This window comes from Flagellimonas aurea (assembly GCF_017313785.1).
GTDB classification, from domain to species: Bacteria; Bacteroidota; Bacteroidia; order Flavobacteriales; family Flavobacteriaceae; genus Flagellimonas; species Flagellimonas aurea.
In genome coordinates this window covers 57,329-74,085 of sequence record NZ_JAFLNL010000004.1, presented here as the reverse complement: position 1 = coordinate 74,085, position 16,757 = coordinate 57,329, and the positions used below count along the sequence as shown (strand labels likewise).

Annotated in this window: 13 protein-coding genes; 4 read left to right on the top strand and 9 right to left on the bottom strand. The window is 40.6% G+C overall.

All coding sequences use genetic code 11. The features are described 5' to 3' along the window. Positions 1-68: 68 nt before the first annotated feature. The 3 genes from J0656_RS08575 to J0656_RS08565 all read left to right on the top strand — a co-directional run bounded on the left by J0656_RS08575 (position 69) and on the right by J0656_RS08565 (position 3,390). Positions 69-1,079, top strand: coding sequence for a dipeptide epimerase (locus J0656_RS08575; protein WP_207032898.1), 1,011 nt, complete (start codon positions 69-71; stop codon positions 1,077-1,079). Next, a complete protein-coding gene (locus tag J0656_RS08570; protein ID WP_207032897.1) occupies positions 1,079-2,122 on the top strand; it encodes an aminotransferase class I/II-fold pyridoxal phosphate-dependent enzyme in 1,044 nt (347 codons plus the stop codon). Before J0656_RS08575 ends, J0656_RS08570 begins: the two co-directional genes overlap by 1 nt. 65 nt (positions 2,123-2,187) lie before the next feature. Beyond that, positions 2,188-3,390 carry a C40 family peptidase gene (locus J0656_RS08565; RefSeq protein WP_207032896.1) on the top strand — a complete coding sequence of 401 codons (1,203 nt, stop codon included), beginning with the start codon at positions 2,188-2,190 and terminating at the stop codon, positions 3,388-3,390. A gap of 74 nt (positions 3,391-3,464) precedes the next feature. Here J0656_RS08565 and J0656_RS08560 read toward each other — a convergent pair whose 3' ends face one another. Next, on the bottom strand, positions 3,465-4,946 hold the full coding sequence (locus J0656_RS08560) for a SusD/RagB family nutrient-binding outer membrane lipoprotein (RefSeq protein ID WP_207032895.1): 1,482 nt from the start codon (positions 4,944-4,946) through the stop codon (positions 3,465-3,467). A gap of 10 nt (positions 4,947-4,956) precedes the next feature. Further along, positions 4,957-8,070, bottom strand: coding sequence for a SusC/RagA family TonB-linked outer membrane protein (locus J0656_RS08555; RefSeq protein WP_207032893.1), 3,114 nt, complete (start codon positions 8,068-8,070; stop codon positions 4,957-4,959). Between the two features lie 296 nt (positions 8,071-8,366). On the opposite strand from J0656_RS08555, the gene J0656_RS08550 reads away from it, so the two are divergent. Beyond that, complete coding sequence (locus J0656_RS08550; RefSeq protein WP_207032891.1) at positions 8,367-8,810, top strand: hypothetical protein; 444 nt, start codon at positions 8,367-8,369, stop codon at positions 8,808-8,810. 77 nt (positions 8,811-8,887) lie between these two features. On the opposite strand, the gene trxB is transcribed toward J0656_RS08550, so the two are convergent. From trxB to J0656_RS08515, 7 genes are all read right to left on the bottom strand, one after another. After that, positions 8,888-9,856 (bottom strand): thioredoxin-disulfide reductase, encoded by a 969-nt coding sequence (gene trxB / locus J0656_RS08545; RefSeq protein WP_207032889.1) that lies wholly within the window; start codon positions 9,854-9,856, stop codon positions 8,888-8,890. 549 nt (positions 9,857-10,405) lie between these two features. Next, positions 10,406-11,776 carry a 30S ribosomal protein S6--L-glutamate ligase gene (gene rimK / locus J0656_RS08540; RefSeq protein WP_207032887.1) on the bottom strand — a complete coding sequence of 457 codons (1,371 nt, stop codon included), beginning with the start codon at positions 11,774-11,776 and terminating at the stop codon, positions 10,406-10,408. Between the two features lie 13 nt (positions 11,777-11,789). Then, complete coding sequence (locus J0656_RS08535; protein ID WP_207032886.1) at positions 11,790-12,575, bottom strand: RMD1 family protein; 786 nt, start codon at positions 12,573-12,575, stop codon at positions 11,790-11,792. Positions 12,576-12,603: 28 nt separating this feature from the next. Continuing rightward, complete coding sequence (locus tag J0656_RS08530; RefSeq protein WP_207032885.1) at positions 12,604-12,912, bottom strand: hypothetical protein; 309 nt, start codon at positions 12,910-12,912, stop codon at positions 12,604-12,606. A 2-nt stretch (positions 12,913-12,914) separates the two neighbouring features. Beyond that, complete coding sequence (locus J0656_RS08525; protein ID WP_207032884.1) at positions 12,915-13,889, bottom strand: deoxyhypusine synthase family protein; 975 nt, start codon at positions 13,887-13,889, stop codon at positions 12,915-12,917. Then, positions 13,882-14,817 carry an agmatinase gene (speB, locus tag J0656_RS08520; RefSeq protein ID WP_207032883.1) on the bottom strand — a complete coding sequence of 312 codons (936 nt, stop codon included), beginning with the start codon at positions 14,815-14,817 and terminating at the stop codon, positions 13,882-13,884. The genes J0656_RS08525 and speB overlap by 8 nt, the downstream gene beginning before the upstream one ends. Before the next feature lie 19 nt (positions 14,818-14,836). Next, complete coding sequence (locus tag J0656_RS08515) at positions 14,837-16,291, bottom strand: arginine decarboxylase (RefSeq protein WP_207032882.1); 1,455 nt, start codon at positions 16,289-16,291, stop codon at positions 14,837-14,839. Positions 16,292-16,757: the final 466 nt, after the last annotated feature.

The window sequence follows — 16,757 nt, the reverse complement described above, 5'->3', positions numbered from 1 at the left end:
AGTGGGCTTTTGTGTTTGTATGTTTGTTCGAAATCCTATATTAGCACCGAATAATACCAATACAAACTATGCAGATAAAACTCAAAAAATATATTCTTCAACTAGCACATACCTTTACCATTTCCAGAGAATCCAGGGACGAACAGGACACCTTGATCGTTTGCCTTTCGTTGGATGGAAAAACGGGGTATGGCGAAGCCACTTCCAATCCATATTATAAAATTACCATTGAAGGGATGATGGCCGAAATAGAAGCAGTTCAAAATCAAATTGAAGAGTACAATTTTGACACTCCCGAAGATTTTTACGAATTTTTAGAGTCGCTCAACCTTCATAAATTTACCCTTTGCGCTTTGGATCTGGCCGCAAACGACCTTTATGGCAAGTTGAAAGGGAAGCCCCTTTATGAAATCTGGGGCACCACTATCGAAAAATATCCGATGACCAATTATACCATTGGAATTGATACCATCGAGAAAATGGTGAAAAAACTCCAAGAGAAACCATGGCCCCTTTATAAAATAAAACTTGGGACTTCAGACGATGTTGCTATTGTTCGTGAACTTCGAAAACATACCGATAGCATTTTCAGAATAGATGCCAACACCGCTTGGACAGCAGAAGAGACCATCAAAAACGCCCCATTGTTGAAAGAACTGGGTGTTGAATTTTTGGAGCAACCTCTTAAAGCCGACGATTGGGAAGGTATGGCCTTGGTAAAGGAAAAATCCGTTCTACCGGTTATTGCAGACGAAAGCTGCATCATTGAAACTGATGTGGAAGCTTGTGGCGGGTATTTTCACGGCATCAATATTAAACTCACCAAATGCGGCGGCCTCACCCCCGCACGACGGATGATCAAAAAAGGAAGAGAACTGGGATTGCAACTTATGGTCGGCTGTATGACGGAATCTACCGTTGGAATATCCGCCATTGCACAATTATTGCCACAACTGGATTATGTGGACATGGATGGTGCCATGTTGTTAAAAGGCGATATAGCCAAAGGGGTGGAAATTCTGGATAACGGAAAAGTTATTTTTCCCGAGCTACCAGGAAGCGGAATAGAACTGCTCTAATGGCCCACTCCATACAACGCATACCGGACAGGGAAATCTTCATCGAAGGAAAGCCTTACCTCTATTTTGGAGGGACGGCTTATTTGGGGTTGCAGAACTATGCCCCCTTTAAAACACTGTATTTAAAAAATGTATCGGAATACGGGATGCATTATGGAGCCTCCAGAAAATCGAACATAAAGCTTAATATTTATGAACAGGCCGAGCAACAACTGGCCGAATGGGTGGGCAGTGAAGGGTGTCTTACCATGTCCAGTGGTTATTTGGCAGCCCAATTGACGATACAAACGCTCTTGGAAAAGGGGCATCCTGTGATTGCGGCGCCGCATGCCCATACCGCTCTTTTAATGCCTGGTGTGGAACAAACAAACAACCCTCAAGAACTGGTTGGATTGATAGACCATAAAATTGAAAAAAATCTGTGTCCGACGCTTCTTTTTGACACTATTGATTTTTCTGGAAATCAATTCCCAAACTTTGAAATTTTACAACGTCTTCCGTTGGATAAAATCATATTGATTGGCGATGACTCACATGGCATAGGGCTGGTTGGAGATAATGGAAATGGCTGTTATCAAATGCTCAAACAATTAAATCCTTCCAATCTTTTAATCTGTTGTTCATTGGGAAAGGCACTTGGAACGCAGGCAGGGGCCGTTTTCGGCAACAAAGAAATCATCGAAGTTCTTGAAAATTCTGCATTTTATGGAGGTGCCAGCCCAGCTTCACCAGCATTTATCGCAACACTTATGGGAGCAACAGAAATATATTCCGAACGATTGGAGGTGCTAAAATCCCGTTATCAACTTTTAAAATACGAATTGCGAAATCCATCATATTTTAATCATTTAGACGGACATCCCACTTTTGAGTTTCAGAATAAAGATTTGGCACATGCACTGCACCAAGATGGTTTTATTTTTACCAACTTTCATTATCCAGATAAAAATGGGCCTTTGGTCAGTCGGTTGGTATTGAGCGCTTACCATACGGAGGATGATATTAAAAAATTGGCCAAAAGTGTTAATGCTCACTTCAGTTAACCGCTTTATCTGCCTTATTGGTTATTTTGCGCAATCCAATCTGATTATAACTTTAAATTTAAACCATGAAATTTCCCTACTTGCCAAAATTCGGAGTCTTATTTATAGTATTGACAGTTCTTTTCTTTTCAGCCTGCAATCCTGAAAATAGTAGTGATGTAAATAAGGTAGATGGTGTGATTGCCGCTGTCAAAGAAAACTATGCGCCGGACAAACGGGTGGCCCTTTTTGACATTCAATCTGGAAAGAATTCTTCTGGCTACATCCTAAAGGGGAAAACAAACCTTCCAGAAGCGTTGGATGCTCTTAAAAAAGAGTTGGATTCCCAAAATATAAAGTATACGGACAGTATTGAGGTATTGCCTTCAGAAAAGTTAGAGGGAAAGATTTATGGGGTAATCAATAATTCGGTTGCCAACCTAAGGTCAAACCCTGCCCATTCTGCTGAATTGGTTACACAGGGCATTTTGGGAATGCCCCTTAACGTATATCAAAAAGAGAGGAGCTGGTACCATATACAAACTCCGGACAACTATCTCGGATGGGTAGATGCAGGAGGCATTGAATTAATGACCAAGGAGGAATTTGATACATGGAAAGCTACAGATAAGGTTATTTACACGGATACATATGGAAAGTCATACACCGAAGCGGATGCGAGCTCCGATGCCGTTTCCGATGTGGTGGCCGGTAATATTTTTAGCCTTGTGGGCGAAGATGGTGACTTTTACAAGATAAAATATCCAGACGGACGAGAAGCATACCTGTTAAAGGGCGAAGCGAATAGTTTTGACGAATGGAAATCCAAGTTGGCTTTTACCAAGGAAAGTTTGGTAGAGACCTCCAAGACCATGCTCGGTGTGCCCTATTTATGGGGAGGCACTTCCACCAAAGGTGTGGATTGTAGTGGTTTTACCAAGACGGTTTATTTAATGAACGGAATGATTATCCCTCGTGATGCTTCACAACAGATTCATGAAGGGGTCTTGATCGATGATTCCAAGGAGTTTGACAAACTGATTGCCGGAGACCTTTTGTTCTTTGGGCGCAAAGCCACTGATTCCACTTCGGAACGCGTAATTCATGTGGGAATGTGGATTGGCGATAACCAGTTTATCCACTCGGCAGGAAATGTTCATATAAGCACTATGGACCAAGATTCAGATGAGTTTGATGAGTACAATTACAACCGTTACCTGCGCACCAAGCGTATTTTAAATGAAACGAGGGAAGGTTTGTTGTACCTGACCAAAGAGGATGTTTTTTAATATTGTGTGAACCTATAAAAACAAAGGCCATCCGAAATTGGATGGCCTTTAATTTTTACGATAAACATGTTCATTTATTCATCCCACCAAACCGGAACTACTGGTTCTTTTTGGTTGGCCAAGACATTGGCTTCATTTCTATTCAACTCAGTGGTTGGATAGATAGCTCTTCTAAACCATTGGCCTGCAAACTCACTATCCACACCATCTGCTTCCTTTCTAATTTCCAGTCCGGTGAAAACTTGATCTGAAAAGTCATATCTCCTATAATCCACGAAAGTTTCTGGATTTAAAAAGTTATGGATATATTTTTCCTTCATGATGTGATGCAACATAAGCGCTCCTTCACCAACATCCACAACTCCGTCCGCCATATAATCGGTTCCATCCACATCGTACATTTCCATACTTGCGGCAACCCCATCCATATATGCGGTATAGGCTTCGGTCGTTGAACCGGTACTGGTTTCGTTACCACCGTTCGCCAAAAATTCAGCCTCTGCTTTAATAAACAATACTTCGGCATAACTAATTAGGATCAATGGGGAATCAACACTTGTGTAAAAACCGTCCGTTCTGAAGCCTGTATTGGCATCGGTTCCATCTGGGGCCTCACCTTCTCCTCCACTCACATAACCCTTATACTCGTCTGCATCTCCATTCTGGGCAAATAATGGCAATCTAGGGTCAATTTCCAATGCCCCACTTTCAAATGGATAGTAATCCCCGTTCATGCAACTTACCAGCTGACTTGCAATATCCTTGCTCAAATTCCCAGTTTCTCTAGCTAATACTTCTTCAGAATACCATGGGTTTATGTTTCTATCACTATAATACATGGCAAAGTTATCTTCATTAGAGGTAAATCCGTTTTCCACACTTGCCAAAACCTCAGCAGGTGCAACTAAACCTTTGTTCACCAAGTGTAACTGATAGCGGGCCTTAAGGGAGTATGCAGCACGTAACCATTTCTCTACATTTCCCCCATATATCAAATCTTCAGAGCCCAATTCAAATACTGAAGTGTCGGGGACCTCCAATTTGGCAATGGCACCATCCAAAAGATTAAATATTTCATCATATATTTCCTGTTGTGTATCAAAAGAAGGAAAATTATTGTCGGGTCCCTGTATGGCTTCAAAATAGGGAATATTGTCCCAAGTATCCGTTGCTATGCCCAAGTTGGCCGCAATCAAGATATCGGCTACCGCATCAAAATGTGTTGCATTGTTTTCTGCTGCCTTATCTTTGATAGCCTGAAGGTTTGGCAAAACGTACAAATAAACCTGGTCCCATAGTCCAAGGGCCGAAGTCTGTCCTGCGGCACCGCCTCCGGTGCTCACAAAATATTGTACATAATTTCCAAAAGAAAGTTCGGCCGACCTTTGACCTTCCAAAGTGCTATGAATTACCGGGGCTATTAAATCCTTCATTCCAAGCTGCTCTATTTCCGCTGTATTGGAAGGGGTATTCACATCAAAGTATTCGTCACTACATCCAATATAGCCCACGAAGGAGCATACTAGAAACAGTTTGGTTATATTTATTTTTTTCATAGTTGTTTTTTTAAAATGCTATGTTTAAGCCTAATGAATAACTTTGGGACACAGGAATACTCAACCCTGTGAACCCATATACATTGCTGCCAGCACTGTATTGATTTCCTTCTGGATCATATCCGTCGAAAGGTGTCCAGATAAGAATATTGTTGGCACTTGCTGAAACACTTACTTTATCCAAACTCAGGTCTTTCACAAACTGACCTGCAAAATCATAAGACAAGGATACGTTCCTTAACTTGACCCAAGAGGCATCTTGGACCAAGACCTCGGAAGCTCTATTGTATACATTTGAATTTCTATAATAGTCTTGATCTATCAAGGCCTCTGTTGTATTGGGAACAAACCCGCCGTTACCATCGTCCATCACTCCATCTAAAACCACATCCACATCCCTCTGTATAGTACTCAAAGGATTTCCATTACGAATGGAGTTTCTAAGCCCTGAATCATAAAGGTCTCCGCCTTTCTTCCATTCCAACAAAAAGTTGAAGCCAATTCCCTTCCAGTTTAGGTTACTTCCTATGGATGAAATAAAATCTGGAAATGCATTTCCCACAAGTACTCTTTCATCTGTATTTATTACCGGATACCCATCTGGCCCGATATAGCGCTCACCATTTTCGTACACCCATTTATAACCGTACAGCGAACCCATTTTATCACCTTCCCTAACTTCGGAAGTCACACCTGCAAATCCTGAATCAGCAAAGATTACCGATTCTATATCTTCGGGCAACCCTAAGACTTCACCCTCACTGGTCGACCAGTTCAAGATTAGTTCCCATCTGGTATTTTTGTTCTTGATGACGTCCCCACTAAGTAGAACTTCATGTCCAAATACCTTAAAGTTACCTGCATTTCTTGTTAACACGGAGTATCCTGAAGAATATGCTACACCTACATCGAATATTTGGTTTTCAACTTTTGTGGTGTAATATGCGTAATCCAATCTAATCCTATTGCTCAAAAACCTTAAATCGGCACCAAACTCTGTGGATTTATTGCGTTCAGGCTTTAGTTCATATCCAATAGAAGTGTCCCTTCTGTATCCTCCGGTTCCTCCAAAAGGAAAATCTCCGTCGACCACATACAGGGCAGGAGCCTTACCAAATTGAGGTCCTTTTCCAACCTCTGCATATGAAGCCCTCAGCTTTCCGAAGGTAAATGTATCGCTGTCCCCAAATAAATCTGATACATCATAGGCCAAACTTACAGAAGGATAAAAGAAAGATCTTTCGTTTTGAGGCAAAGTAGATACCCAATCATTTCTTCCTGTTACGGACAAGAACAACTTGTCCATATATCCCGCCTTAAACTCTGCAAAGACACCAACATTGCGTTCTTGGGAAACCGTTTTGTTGATAAAATAGTTAGTGGTATTTCCTATTTCATTGATTCCAGCTATATTCAGGCCTTCACCCCTAGCTTCCAAATAACTTCTTTTTGAATCTGATATTTGTTGTCCCAAGGTAAGGTCTGTGGTGAAATCATCCGACCAATCCTTGCTCATTGCTACCAAAAGGTTGGATTCCAATCCTGTATAGTTGATGTTCTGCTCCAAAATGAATCCGCCAACTTGGGAACCTCCATCCAAATCAGGCCCTACGTAACGATTCCTTGCATCAGAAAAGTTATCAATCTGAGCGGCATACGTTACGTTCAACCAATCCATTGGGGACCATTTGAAAGTTGCATTTCCAATCCAACGGTTTACATCGTCTTCCAAGTTACTGGTTTCCATGAGGTACCTCGGGTTATCTATGATTCCAAAAGAATAATCCCTTTCGCTCCCATCAGGGTTCAAATAATCATTGATGGGGAAGGTACCAGAAAAATAGGATAGTGCACTCATAACGGATTTATCACCACCATTGGGCCTTCTTCCTCCAGAATTGGTGAATGAAATGGAAGCATCTATTGTAAAATTGTCCGTTACCTTGTAACCGGCATTTAATCTAAAGTTGGTCTTTTTGTAATCCGTATTAGGCAAAATACCCTGTTCGCTGTTGTTACCCATAGAGAAGAAATAGTTCAAACGCTCGTTTGCACCACTGATGTTCATATTGATCTGTGAATTAAAGCCTGTCCTAAAAATATCATATGGACTATAGAACCGGTCATCTGTCAAATCAATGGTTTCTCCATCCACTTCAAAGGAATCAACAGCATACTCTGGACCCCAAGAATAGAATGAGGTTCCGCCCAATCGGGTAAATCCAGTATCCGTCTCCGGAGTATAAAGTGTTCTTGGAGCTCCGTTAAAGCCTTCCCTATATTTGGTCTGTAGAGATGGCGTAGTTTTTACTTCCCTGAAGGTAGTGGAAGCCGTAACATTGATTTTGGCCTTTCCACTCTTCCCTTTTTTAGTCGTTATGATGATTGCACCATTGGCAGCCCTAACACCGTAGAGCGCCGTTGCGGCTGCCCCCTTCAATACGTTAAAACTCTCAATGTCCTCAGGGTTTAAGTCGCCCGCCCTATTTGAGAAGGCAAATTGTTCGCTACTACTGGGCGAATTGGAACCCGAACTTGGTCTAACTTCTCCCGAAAATGTATCGTTGTTCATAGCAAGCCCATCAACAATGATCAAGGGTTGATTGCTCCTCGAAGGGTCGATGGAAGTGATGCCCCTGATCAAAATATCGACTCCTCCACCAGAAGTCCCTGATGATCGGTTGATCTGAACACCGGCCACACGACCCTGCAAACTTTCAATTGGGTTTGCTTGCCCTGCTAGATTAAGATTTTCTGTTTCAACCTTAGTAACGGAGTACCCTAAAGATTTTTCCTTCCGTTCAATACCAAAGGCAGTAACCACAACTTCGTCCAGTTGTGTTGAATCTTCTTCCAAAACAACGTCGACTGTGGTTTCGGAACCTACAGTAACATCTTTTAGCTTCATTCCTATATAGGAAAATCGTAGTACTTGCCCACTAGAGGCATTTATGGAATAATTTCCATCAAAATCGGTAGTTGCACCTATGTTCGTGCCACTAACCACTATGGTCACCCCGGGCAATGGCGTACCCGATACATCGGACACGGTACCTGTAATGGTCTGACCAAATGCGACAATGCATGAGAACATTGCAGCAAATGTTAAAAACATGCTTTTCATTAGGTTAGGTTTAAGTGAATAAGGGCGAAAAGTGGTTAATTTTTTTTACAAATCAAACATTTTAACATAGAAATGTTTGATTATTAATAATTTTAGGCCTTTGAATCAAGTATCTTCAAATAGTAGCCCTATTTTCTAAATATCTATCATGCAACAAACCTTTCTTTAGTTTCTAAATCTTAATAGATTTATTTCAAACATTATCAAAATGTTAAAATTTAGCATCTTAAAAATTAATTTTATCAAAAATTATCCCTATCTTTTAGATAATTATAAATCATCAAAAGTAGGGCATTATGAAAAAACTAGTTTTACTTTTCACTCTTGTTTTCGTTTTCGTGATAGCAGGAAGTTTCACGAAACATGAACCAAAGAACCCAACTATTGAAGGAACATGGGAGCTTCAAAGTTTTTACAACTATGACGGGGAAAACGTTATAGATACCATAGAAAAATCGGATGGATACAGACAGGTTAAGATGTACTCCAAAGAAAAAATCATGTGGACCCGATACGTCCCAGATGACCCCAATGGAAGATTTGGCTATGGCTCATACAGGGTTACGGATAACTCCTTAATCGAAGTGATAGAATATGGTGACGATGATATGATGAAAGCTTTGGACACCATGCGAAACTTCACTTTCGAACTTATCCTCAAGGAAGATACCTTCAGCCAAATCACTGTTGATTCTGACGGAAACAGAACATTTTCAGAAAATTACAAGCGGATTGATTAAACAATGACAATCATGAAAAAAGGCACTGAAATTTCAGTGCCTTTTTTCATATCCAGTATTTTAATATAATCAGCTTGCTATGAGGCCAACACTTCTTTGCTCTCTACAGCTGCCAAATAACGCTCTGCATCCAAAGCGGCCATACAGCCTGTTCCGGCTGCTGTAACTGCTTGCCTGTATATTTTGTCCTGTGCATCGCCACTGGCAAAAACACCTGGCTTATTTGTTTTAGTGGATTTTGGATGTGTAATGATATAGCCAGTTTCATCCATATCCAACTGTCCTTTAAACACATCGGTATTGGGTTTATGGCCTATTGCTATAAACAATCCTGTGATAGAGATTTCTTCTTTCTCTCCAGTTTCATTGTTTACAATTCGTAGTCCTTCCACAACTTGATCACCAAGAACCTCATCTACTTCCGTGTTGTAACGGATTTCAATATTATCGATACTGTTTACTCTATGCTGCATTGCTTTGGATGCTCTCATGTGGTCTTTGCGCACCAACATGGTTACCTTGCTACAAATGTTCGCCAAATAAGATGCTTCTTCCGCAGCTGTATCACCTGCTCCGACAATGGCCACTTCTTGACCTTTATAGAAAAAGCCATCACACACCGCACAAGCAGATACACCTCCACCTCGCAAGCGTTGCTCGCTAGGTAAATTCAAATATTTTGCGGATGCACCTGTTGAGATGATTACAGTTTCCGCTTCGAGCTTCGTAGAATCGTCCACCGTAATTTTATGGATTCCCCCTACTTCATCACTTAATTCAACCGCAGTTACCATCCCGATTCTTACCTCGGTACCGAAACGTTCGGCCTGCTGTTGTAATTGCATCATCATGGTAGGCCCATCAATCCCTTCTGGATATCCGGGAAAGTTATCCACTTCAGTTGTTGTGGTCAATTGCCCACCTGGCTCCAATCCTGTATACATTACCGGTTTTAAATCCGCCCTTGCAGCATAAATGGCTGCAGTATATCCTGCTGGTCCTGATCCAATGATCAATGTTTTGATTCTTTCCACTTGTTCTGACATATATCTTCTTCCTGAAATGTTACATTACAAAAGTAGGTTTTTTGTACAAAAACTTACACCCTTGATTTTCTGTGTTTCCTAAAAAGATGTGAACAATTGTGAATGAGAAATTAGGAGCTTATCATTTCGGGTTCGTCCAAATAAAAAAGAGCCGTAAAAAACGGCTCTTTTCCGAAAAAGTAGGTCAAATTTATGGGAACATAACATTTGATCTTTTAGAAAACCGTCACAACCAAGGGGCTCAACCTCAAAAACCCCTTGGAGCAACGTAAACCTTTTTACAAATAAGATATTGGGTTAAGAACACAAAGTACCCCATAATCACCCCATCCTATTTAAGGTTTGAACGTAAGCTTTAAAGCTTTGCGTTAACTGGGACAAACATACAACGGTAATATGATTTGTTAGGGGTACAATTAACGAATGGGCCATTTGATTTAACGAATGGCCCTTTTCAATTTATATTTGAGATTTTGGAGGTCTGCGTAGGAAGTTATTTACAAAAATAGCAGTCTATTGATTTTCAACAAATTGAATTGTTCAAGCTATTTAGTGCTTATATTTTAACTTTCTCTCGATGGTTTCGATCATTACATTGGCAATGTCCTTTCCTGTGGTATTTTCGATACCTTCCAATCCAGGTGATGAATTCACCTCCAAAAGGAGAGGTCCTTTGTTAGACCTAATCAAGTCAACACCTGCAACATCTAAATTGAATACTTTTGCAGATTTTATGGCCAATTTTCGTTCTTCTGGGGTTATTTTGACCTTAGATGCCGCACCACCTTGGTGAATATTGGCCCTAAACTCTCCTTTTTGCGCTGTACGTTGCATGGAGGCCACAACTTTGCCATTGACTACAAAACAACGAATGTCATGCCCGTTGGCTTCTTTAATAAATTCTTGAACCAAGATATTGGTCTGTACACTTTTAAAGGCATTGATCACACTCTCGGCGGCCTTATTGGTTTCGGCCAACACAACGCCCTTGCCCTGAGTGCTCTCCAATAATTTAATGATCAATGGGGCACCGCTGACCATACGAATAAGGTCTTTGGTATCCATTGGTGATTTGGCAAAACCTGTTGTGGGTATGTGAATATCGTTTTTGGAAAACAATTGGGATGCAAAAAGCTTGTCCCTTGACCTACCTATAGAATCGGCCGTGTTTAAGCAATAAACCCCGAGGGTATCGAACTGCCGTAACAAAGCGCAACCGTAAAAGGTAACCGCTGGTTTTATTCTTGGAATAACAGCATCGAACTTATCCAGAATGTTTCCACCTCGATATCTGATTTCAGGTGTGGAAGCATCCAATTTCATATATACGTGCTCCACATTCAAAAAAACCACTTTATGCCCGCGCATCTCGCCCGCTTCAATGATTCTTTTATTACTGTAAAGGTTTGGGTTGCTAGCTAAAAGACCTATCCTTAACCCTTTTTTTTCGGTGGTATAGGGCTTATATTTTTGTTCGAGTTGTTCCTCAGTAATATCCCCTTGAATAAAGCTTTGGGAAGGATTCACCAAAAATCTGTCGTTCATAGCCTCGCGGCCCAGCAACATACGGTACTCCATGGTATCCCTATTGGCCAAGGTCAAGTCTATTTCATAACTCTTTCCGGCAATAGTGACCGACGTCCTTATTACGGGACGTTCTTCCGCAATGCCCTGAGAACTCTTTACATTACGGACATCCACTAATTTGGCCTGACATAATATTGATATGCTTCTATTGTCTTGAACGGGATTCACCTCGAACCGGACCCATTCTTCCAATCCTTTGTTGAAAACCTTGATTTTACTGGCTTGAATCGATGATGTTTTTGCACCGGAATCCACTCTTGCCTTTATGGCAGGAATTCCTAAATCATCAAAACGGCACCATTCTTCGCTACCCAATATTTTTAAATCGTCCAAAACAACTATTTATTTAACTGATTAATCTCATTATAAACAGGTCAACCACCTCAACCAAGATCAAAATAATAATGATCCATTCCAGTCTGCTGCTTTCCCTGTGATCCATAATATTCATGAACAGACTTAGGTTCTCTTTGATCACAATACCCTGCTCCTTTATATTGCGGTACCTTTCCTTGAGGTCAAAGATTTGTTTTAGGCCCTTGTCCAGTCGATCCAGTTCCATGTCTTCCCACACTACTTCGTGTGAATCAAAAATATAGAGGTTCTCAGAGATTTGGTTGTTGATGTTCAACACTTTTGCAATGTGACGCTTCAACTTTTTTCCTCCCAAGTCCAATTTACCTTTTTGTTCCAGATAGGTGGTGTGCTGCCGAGTCTCTTTCATGGCTTGTTCGGAGAGTCCTGCAAAATAATCCAAAGCTACCGACTGGGATAGATGCAACAATGCCAACCGTATACCTTCCACATTTGATTTTGGCAATATCACTTTATCATGGTCTATTGTTGCCTTTTCGCGATCAGAAACGAGTTCCATATCCATCGTCTCCGTAATATCCGATTGACGCCATTCTTCACAAAATGGCTTGATTTCCATTAAAATTTCTGATATTTCGTTCTCGGCGTACCCAAAAAAGGAAACAACACCATATCTGAAAATATAAAGGTAACGTGATGCATCGGAATAAAAAAGTTCATCACGATCTCCATAAACCAGCTCTTTGCTCAGGGCGTTCCTGCAAGCGGGTATGTTGATACTTGCTGCGAGGTAAAGCGCCATTGCTTTTGATTCCATCTTTAATAAGTTAGTCTAGCCAACAAGGTTATTCTTCTTCAGAACTTTCGAGCTCATCGGTGTCCAAATCTGAATCTTCGCTGTCTTCATTGTCCGAATCATCAAAATCCTCCATGGCCATCACCAAACGCTTGCTTACTTTTATAAGATAAGCCGTGTCATCAGTTCTCACTTCAACACATTCCACTACTTCGTTGCTGGCGTTTCTGTATGTTACTATATCATCGTCGTCATAACCATCGGGAAATTTCTCAACAAGAAGGTTGAGTATGTTATTATCCAACTTTTTATAATCAACGATTACACGTTTTAAAACGGGGGTTTGTCCTTTTCTCATGGTTACATGTCTAATAAGTATGCGAAAATCAAAGGCGCCACAATGGTCGCATCCGATTCTACAATAAATTTGGGCGTGTCTATGTCCAATTTGCCCCAAGTGATTTTTTCGTTGGGAACTGCTCCAGAGTATGATCCGTAACTTGTGGTGGAATCGCTAATTTGGCAAAAGTAGCTCCAAAACGGAGTTTCTGTCTGTTCCAAATCCTGATATAGCATAGGCACAACACAGATCGGAAAGTCTCCGGCAATACCCCCACCTATTTGGAAGAAGCCAATGCCCTTTTCTGAATTGTTCATGTACCAATCGGCCAAAAAGGTCATATACTCGATACCTGATTTCATCGTGCTTGCCTTCAACTCGCCTTTGATCACATAACTGGCGAAGATGTTGCCCATGGTACTGTCTTCCCATCCTGGCACTACGATCGGCAAGTTTTTTTCGGCAGCTGCATACATCCAAGAATCCTTGATATCGATTTCATAATACTGCTCCAAGACACCAGATAGCAAGAGCTTGTACATATATTCATGTGGAAAATAGCGCTCGCCCTTTTCTTCGGCATCTTTCCATATATCGTAAATATGTTTCTGCAATCTCCTAAACGCTTCTTCTTCCGGAATACAGGTATCGGTTACTCGGTTAAGCCCCTTCTCCAACAGACCCCATTCTTCTTGTGGTGTAAGGTCCCTATAATTTGGTACTCTTTTGTAATGGGAATGTGCCACTAGGTTCATTAAATCCTCCTCTAGGTTGGCCCCGGTGCACGAAATAATATGAACCTTATCGGTACGAATCATTTCAGCAAATATTTTTCCTAGTTCCGCGGTACTCATCGCCCCGGCAAGGGACACCAACATTTTGGATCCTTGGTTCAATTGGTCTTCGTACCCTTTGGCGGCATCCACTAGGGCTGCCGAGTTAAAGTGCAAAAAGTATTTTTGTATAAATTGTGATATTTCTCCTTTGTTACTCATCGTAATCTTCTAAATTATTTTTGGATTTTTTGAAGTCGTCACCGTCCTCAAAGTTTTCATCCATGAATTCATTATTGTTTGAAAATTTGTAGCTCAACATCTTGTAATAAAGTTTCGCTGCCAAAAAATCGGATGATTTATCATTTTTGTTGGGGCATAGCTCCACAATATCAAAACCGACCACGTTTTTCTCTTTAAAGACCCTTCTTAAAAAGTCAAGGGTCTCGTACCAGAAAAGTCCTCCTGGCTCCGGGGTTCCCGTTGATGGCATTATCGATGGATCTAGTGCATCGAGGTCAAATGTTATATACACATCATCCGTCATTAAGTCCAATGCAGAGTCCATCCAAAAATCATCGGAAATCATCTCATGGGCAAAGAAAACATTGTCCCTGTCCATTACCAAGGTTTCGGTATAATCCATACTACGAATTCCAACTTGGACCAGATTTGTGGTTTCCTTGGCCTCGTACATTGCACAGGCATGATTATACTTGGACCCCAAATATTCTTTTCTAAGATCGGTATGTGCATCAAGCTGAAGCACGGTCAAATCTTCAAAACATTCACTGAACGCCCTTATGGCTCCTATGGAAATGGAATGTTCCCCACCTATCATGGTAACCAACTTATTGCGTTTAATGTAATCTTTGACCGTTCCATGAACGGCTTCTACCATTTCTTCCGGGGAATCCAGCTCGGTTATTGCATCTGCAAGATAAATTCCTTGTTTGTACACTTCGCTATCGGTCTCGATATCGTAAGTCTCCATGTTTTCGGAGGCTTCCAAGAAGGCTTGCGGACCTTTGTCCGCACCTTTGCCCCAAGTACTGGTACCATCGTAAGGAACGGGCAACAATACTACTTTAGCTTTTTCGGCCGAACCGTATTCCTTTGGAATTCCGGCATAAGTTTTTTCTGTTTTCATTTTTATTTTAATTCCTTTTTCAATTTTTGCTTGGCTCCTGAAGGTTGTCCGCCTCTACCAAAACATCGGAATCTTTTTTGCTTTCATAGCCCAATATGGATAAAAACTCGCCTGCCGTTTGTTGTTTGGCGAATACCGATGTAGTTATGTTCCCATCCTCATCCCTATTGATCAAAATATGTTTAGGATGTGGAATTAGGCAATGCTGTAGGCCTCCAAAACCTCCAATGGTCTCTTGGTATGCCCCTGTATTGAAGAAACCAATATACAGTGGTTTGTCCTTTCTATATTTTGGCAAATAAATGGCGTTCATGTGCTGCTCCGAATTGTAATAATCATCGCTATCACAGGTTAGGCCGCCTAATAGGATACGCTCATATTCATCGTTCCACCTATTAATTGACAACATGATGAAACGTTTACTGATTGCCCAAGAATCTGGCATGGTGGTGATGAAGGACGAGTTGATCATGTTCCATTTTTCCCTATCGTTCTGTTGTTTTTGATAGAGTACTTCATAAATATTTCCGCCACTCTCACCTACGGTAAAGCTTCCGAACTCGGTAAAAATATTGGGGACTTCCACTTCTGCTTCATCACAGGCCTGACCAATTTGGTGAATGATCTCATCCACCATATACTCATAATCATATTCAAAGGCCAAAGAATTTTTTATCGGGAAACCACCGCCAATATTAAGGCTATCCAATGTTGGACAGACTTTTTTAAGGCTGATATACACCTTTAAGCATTTCATCAATTCGTTCCAGTAATAAGCGGTATCACGGATTCCGGTATTGATAAAGAAATGGAGCATCTTCAGCTCCACTTGCTCATTTGGTTTTATAGATTGGTTAAAGAATGGAACTATGTTCTTGTACCCTATGCCCAATCTTGATGTATAAAACTCAAATTTTGGTTCTTCTTCCGAAGCGATACGGACACCAATTTGGAACTTGCCATCGATTTCTTCGCTCAAGAGATTGATCTCCTCATAATTATCGATTATCGGAATACATTTTTTATGTCCGTTGTTTATTAAACGGGCTATGTTCTGAATGTACTGATCTCTTTTGAATCCGTTGCAAATCACATAATTGTCCTTGGTAATTTTTCCAGTCTTTTTTAGATGTTCCACAATATTAATATCAAAAGCCGAAGAGGTTTCGATATGGATATCATTTTTGAGCGCTTCATTCAAAACATGCTCAAAGTGAGAACTCTTGGTACAATAACAATAATGATATTTACCAGCGTATTTGTGCTTTTTTATAGCCGAATTGAACCACCCCTTCGCCCTTTGGATATTATCCGATATTTTGGGTAGATAGGTAAACTTTAAGGGAGTACCATATTTTTGGGCAAGTCCGTACAGGTCTATACCATGAAATTGTAATTTGTTGTCCTCCAATTGAAATTCCTCTTGTGGAAAATCGTAGGTCTGCTCGATAAGATCGATATATTTTGTTTTCATTTAAATTTCGTAATTGTATTAAAAGATAATGAGAAAAATAGAAGTCTAAAAATCAAACTTTCTCAGATACGAAATTCAAATACGGTATAAGGCACAAAATAGGGATTCCGTGAAAAATCACGGTTATAATGATGTAGTTCTTCGAAAGTCAGCCCGTGTATTCGGTGTCTTGATCTTAAGACGGCTTTTTGGGTAGACTTTCTTATCCCCAAAAGCCCGAACATGAAAAAATTCTTCAAAGCTTATAGGCAATGAACCCTAATTGGTCGGATTCATTTTATGGGGGCAAACATAAATAAAAATCCAATACTGCAACTTTTTTTGGATATTTTTTTAATACGTATAACTAATTGATTATATGTACTTTACAACACAATGAGATTTATTTTATATCATTCCAAAATAAAAATGGCCAGTAATTTGGAAATTACGGGCCATCTTAAAATATTATTTAATGCTCGTCTAC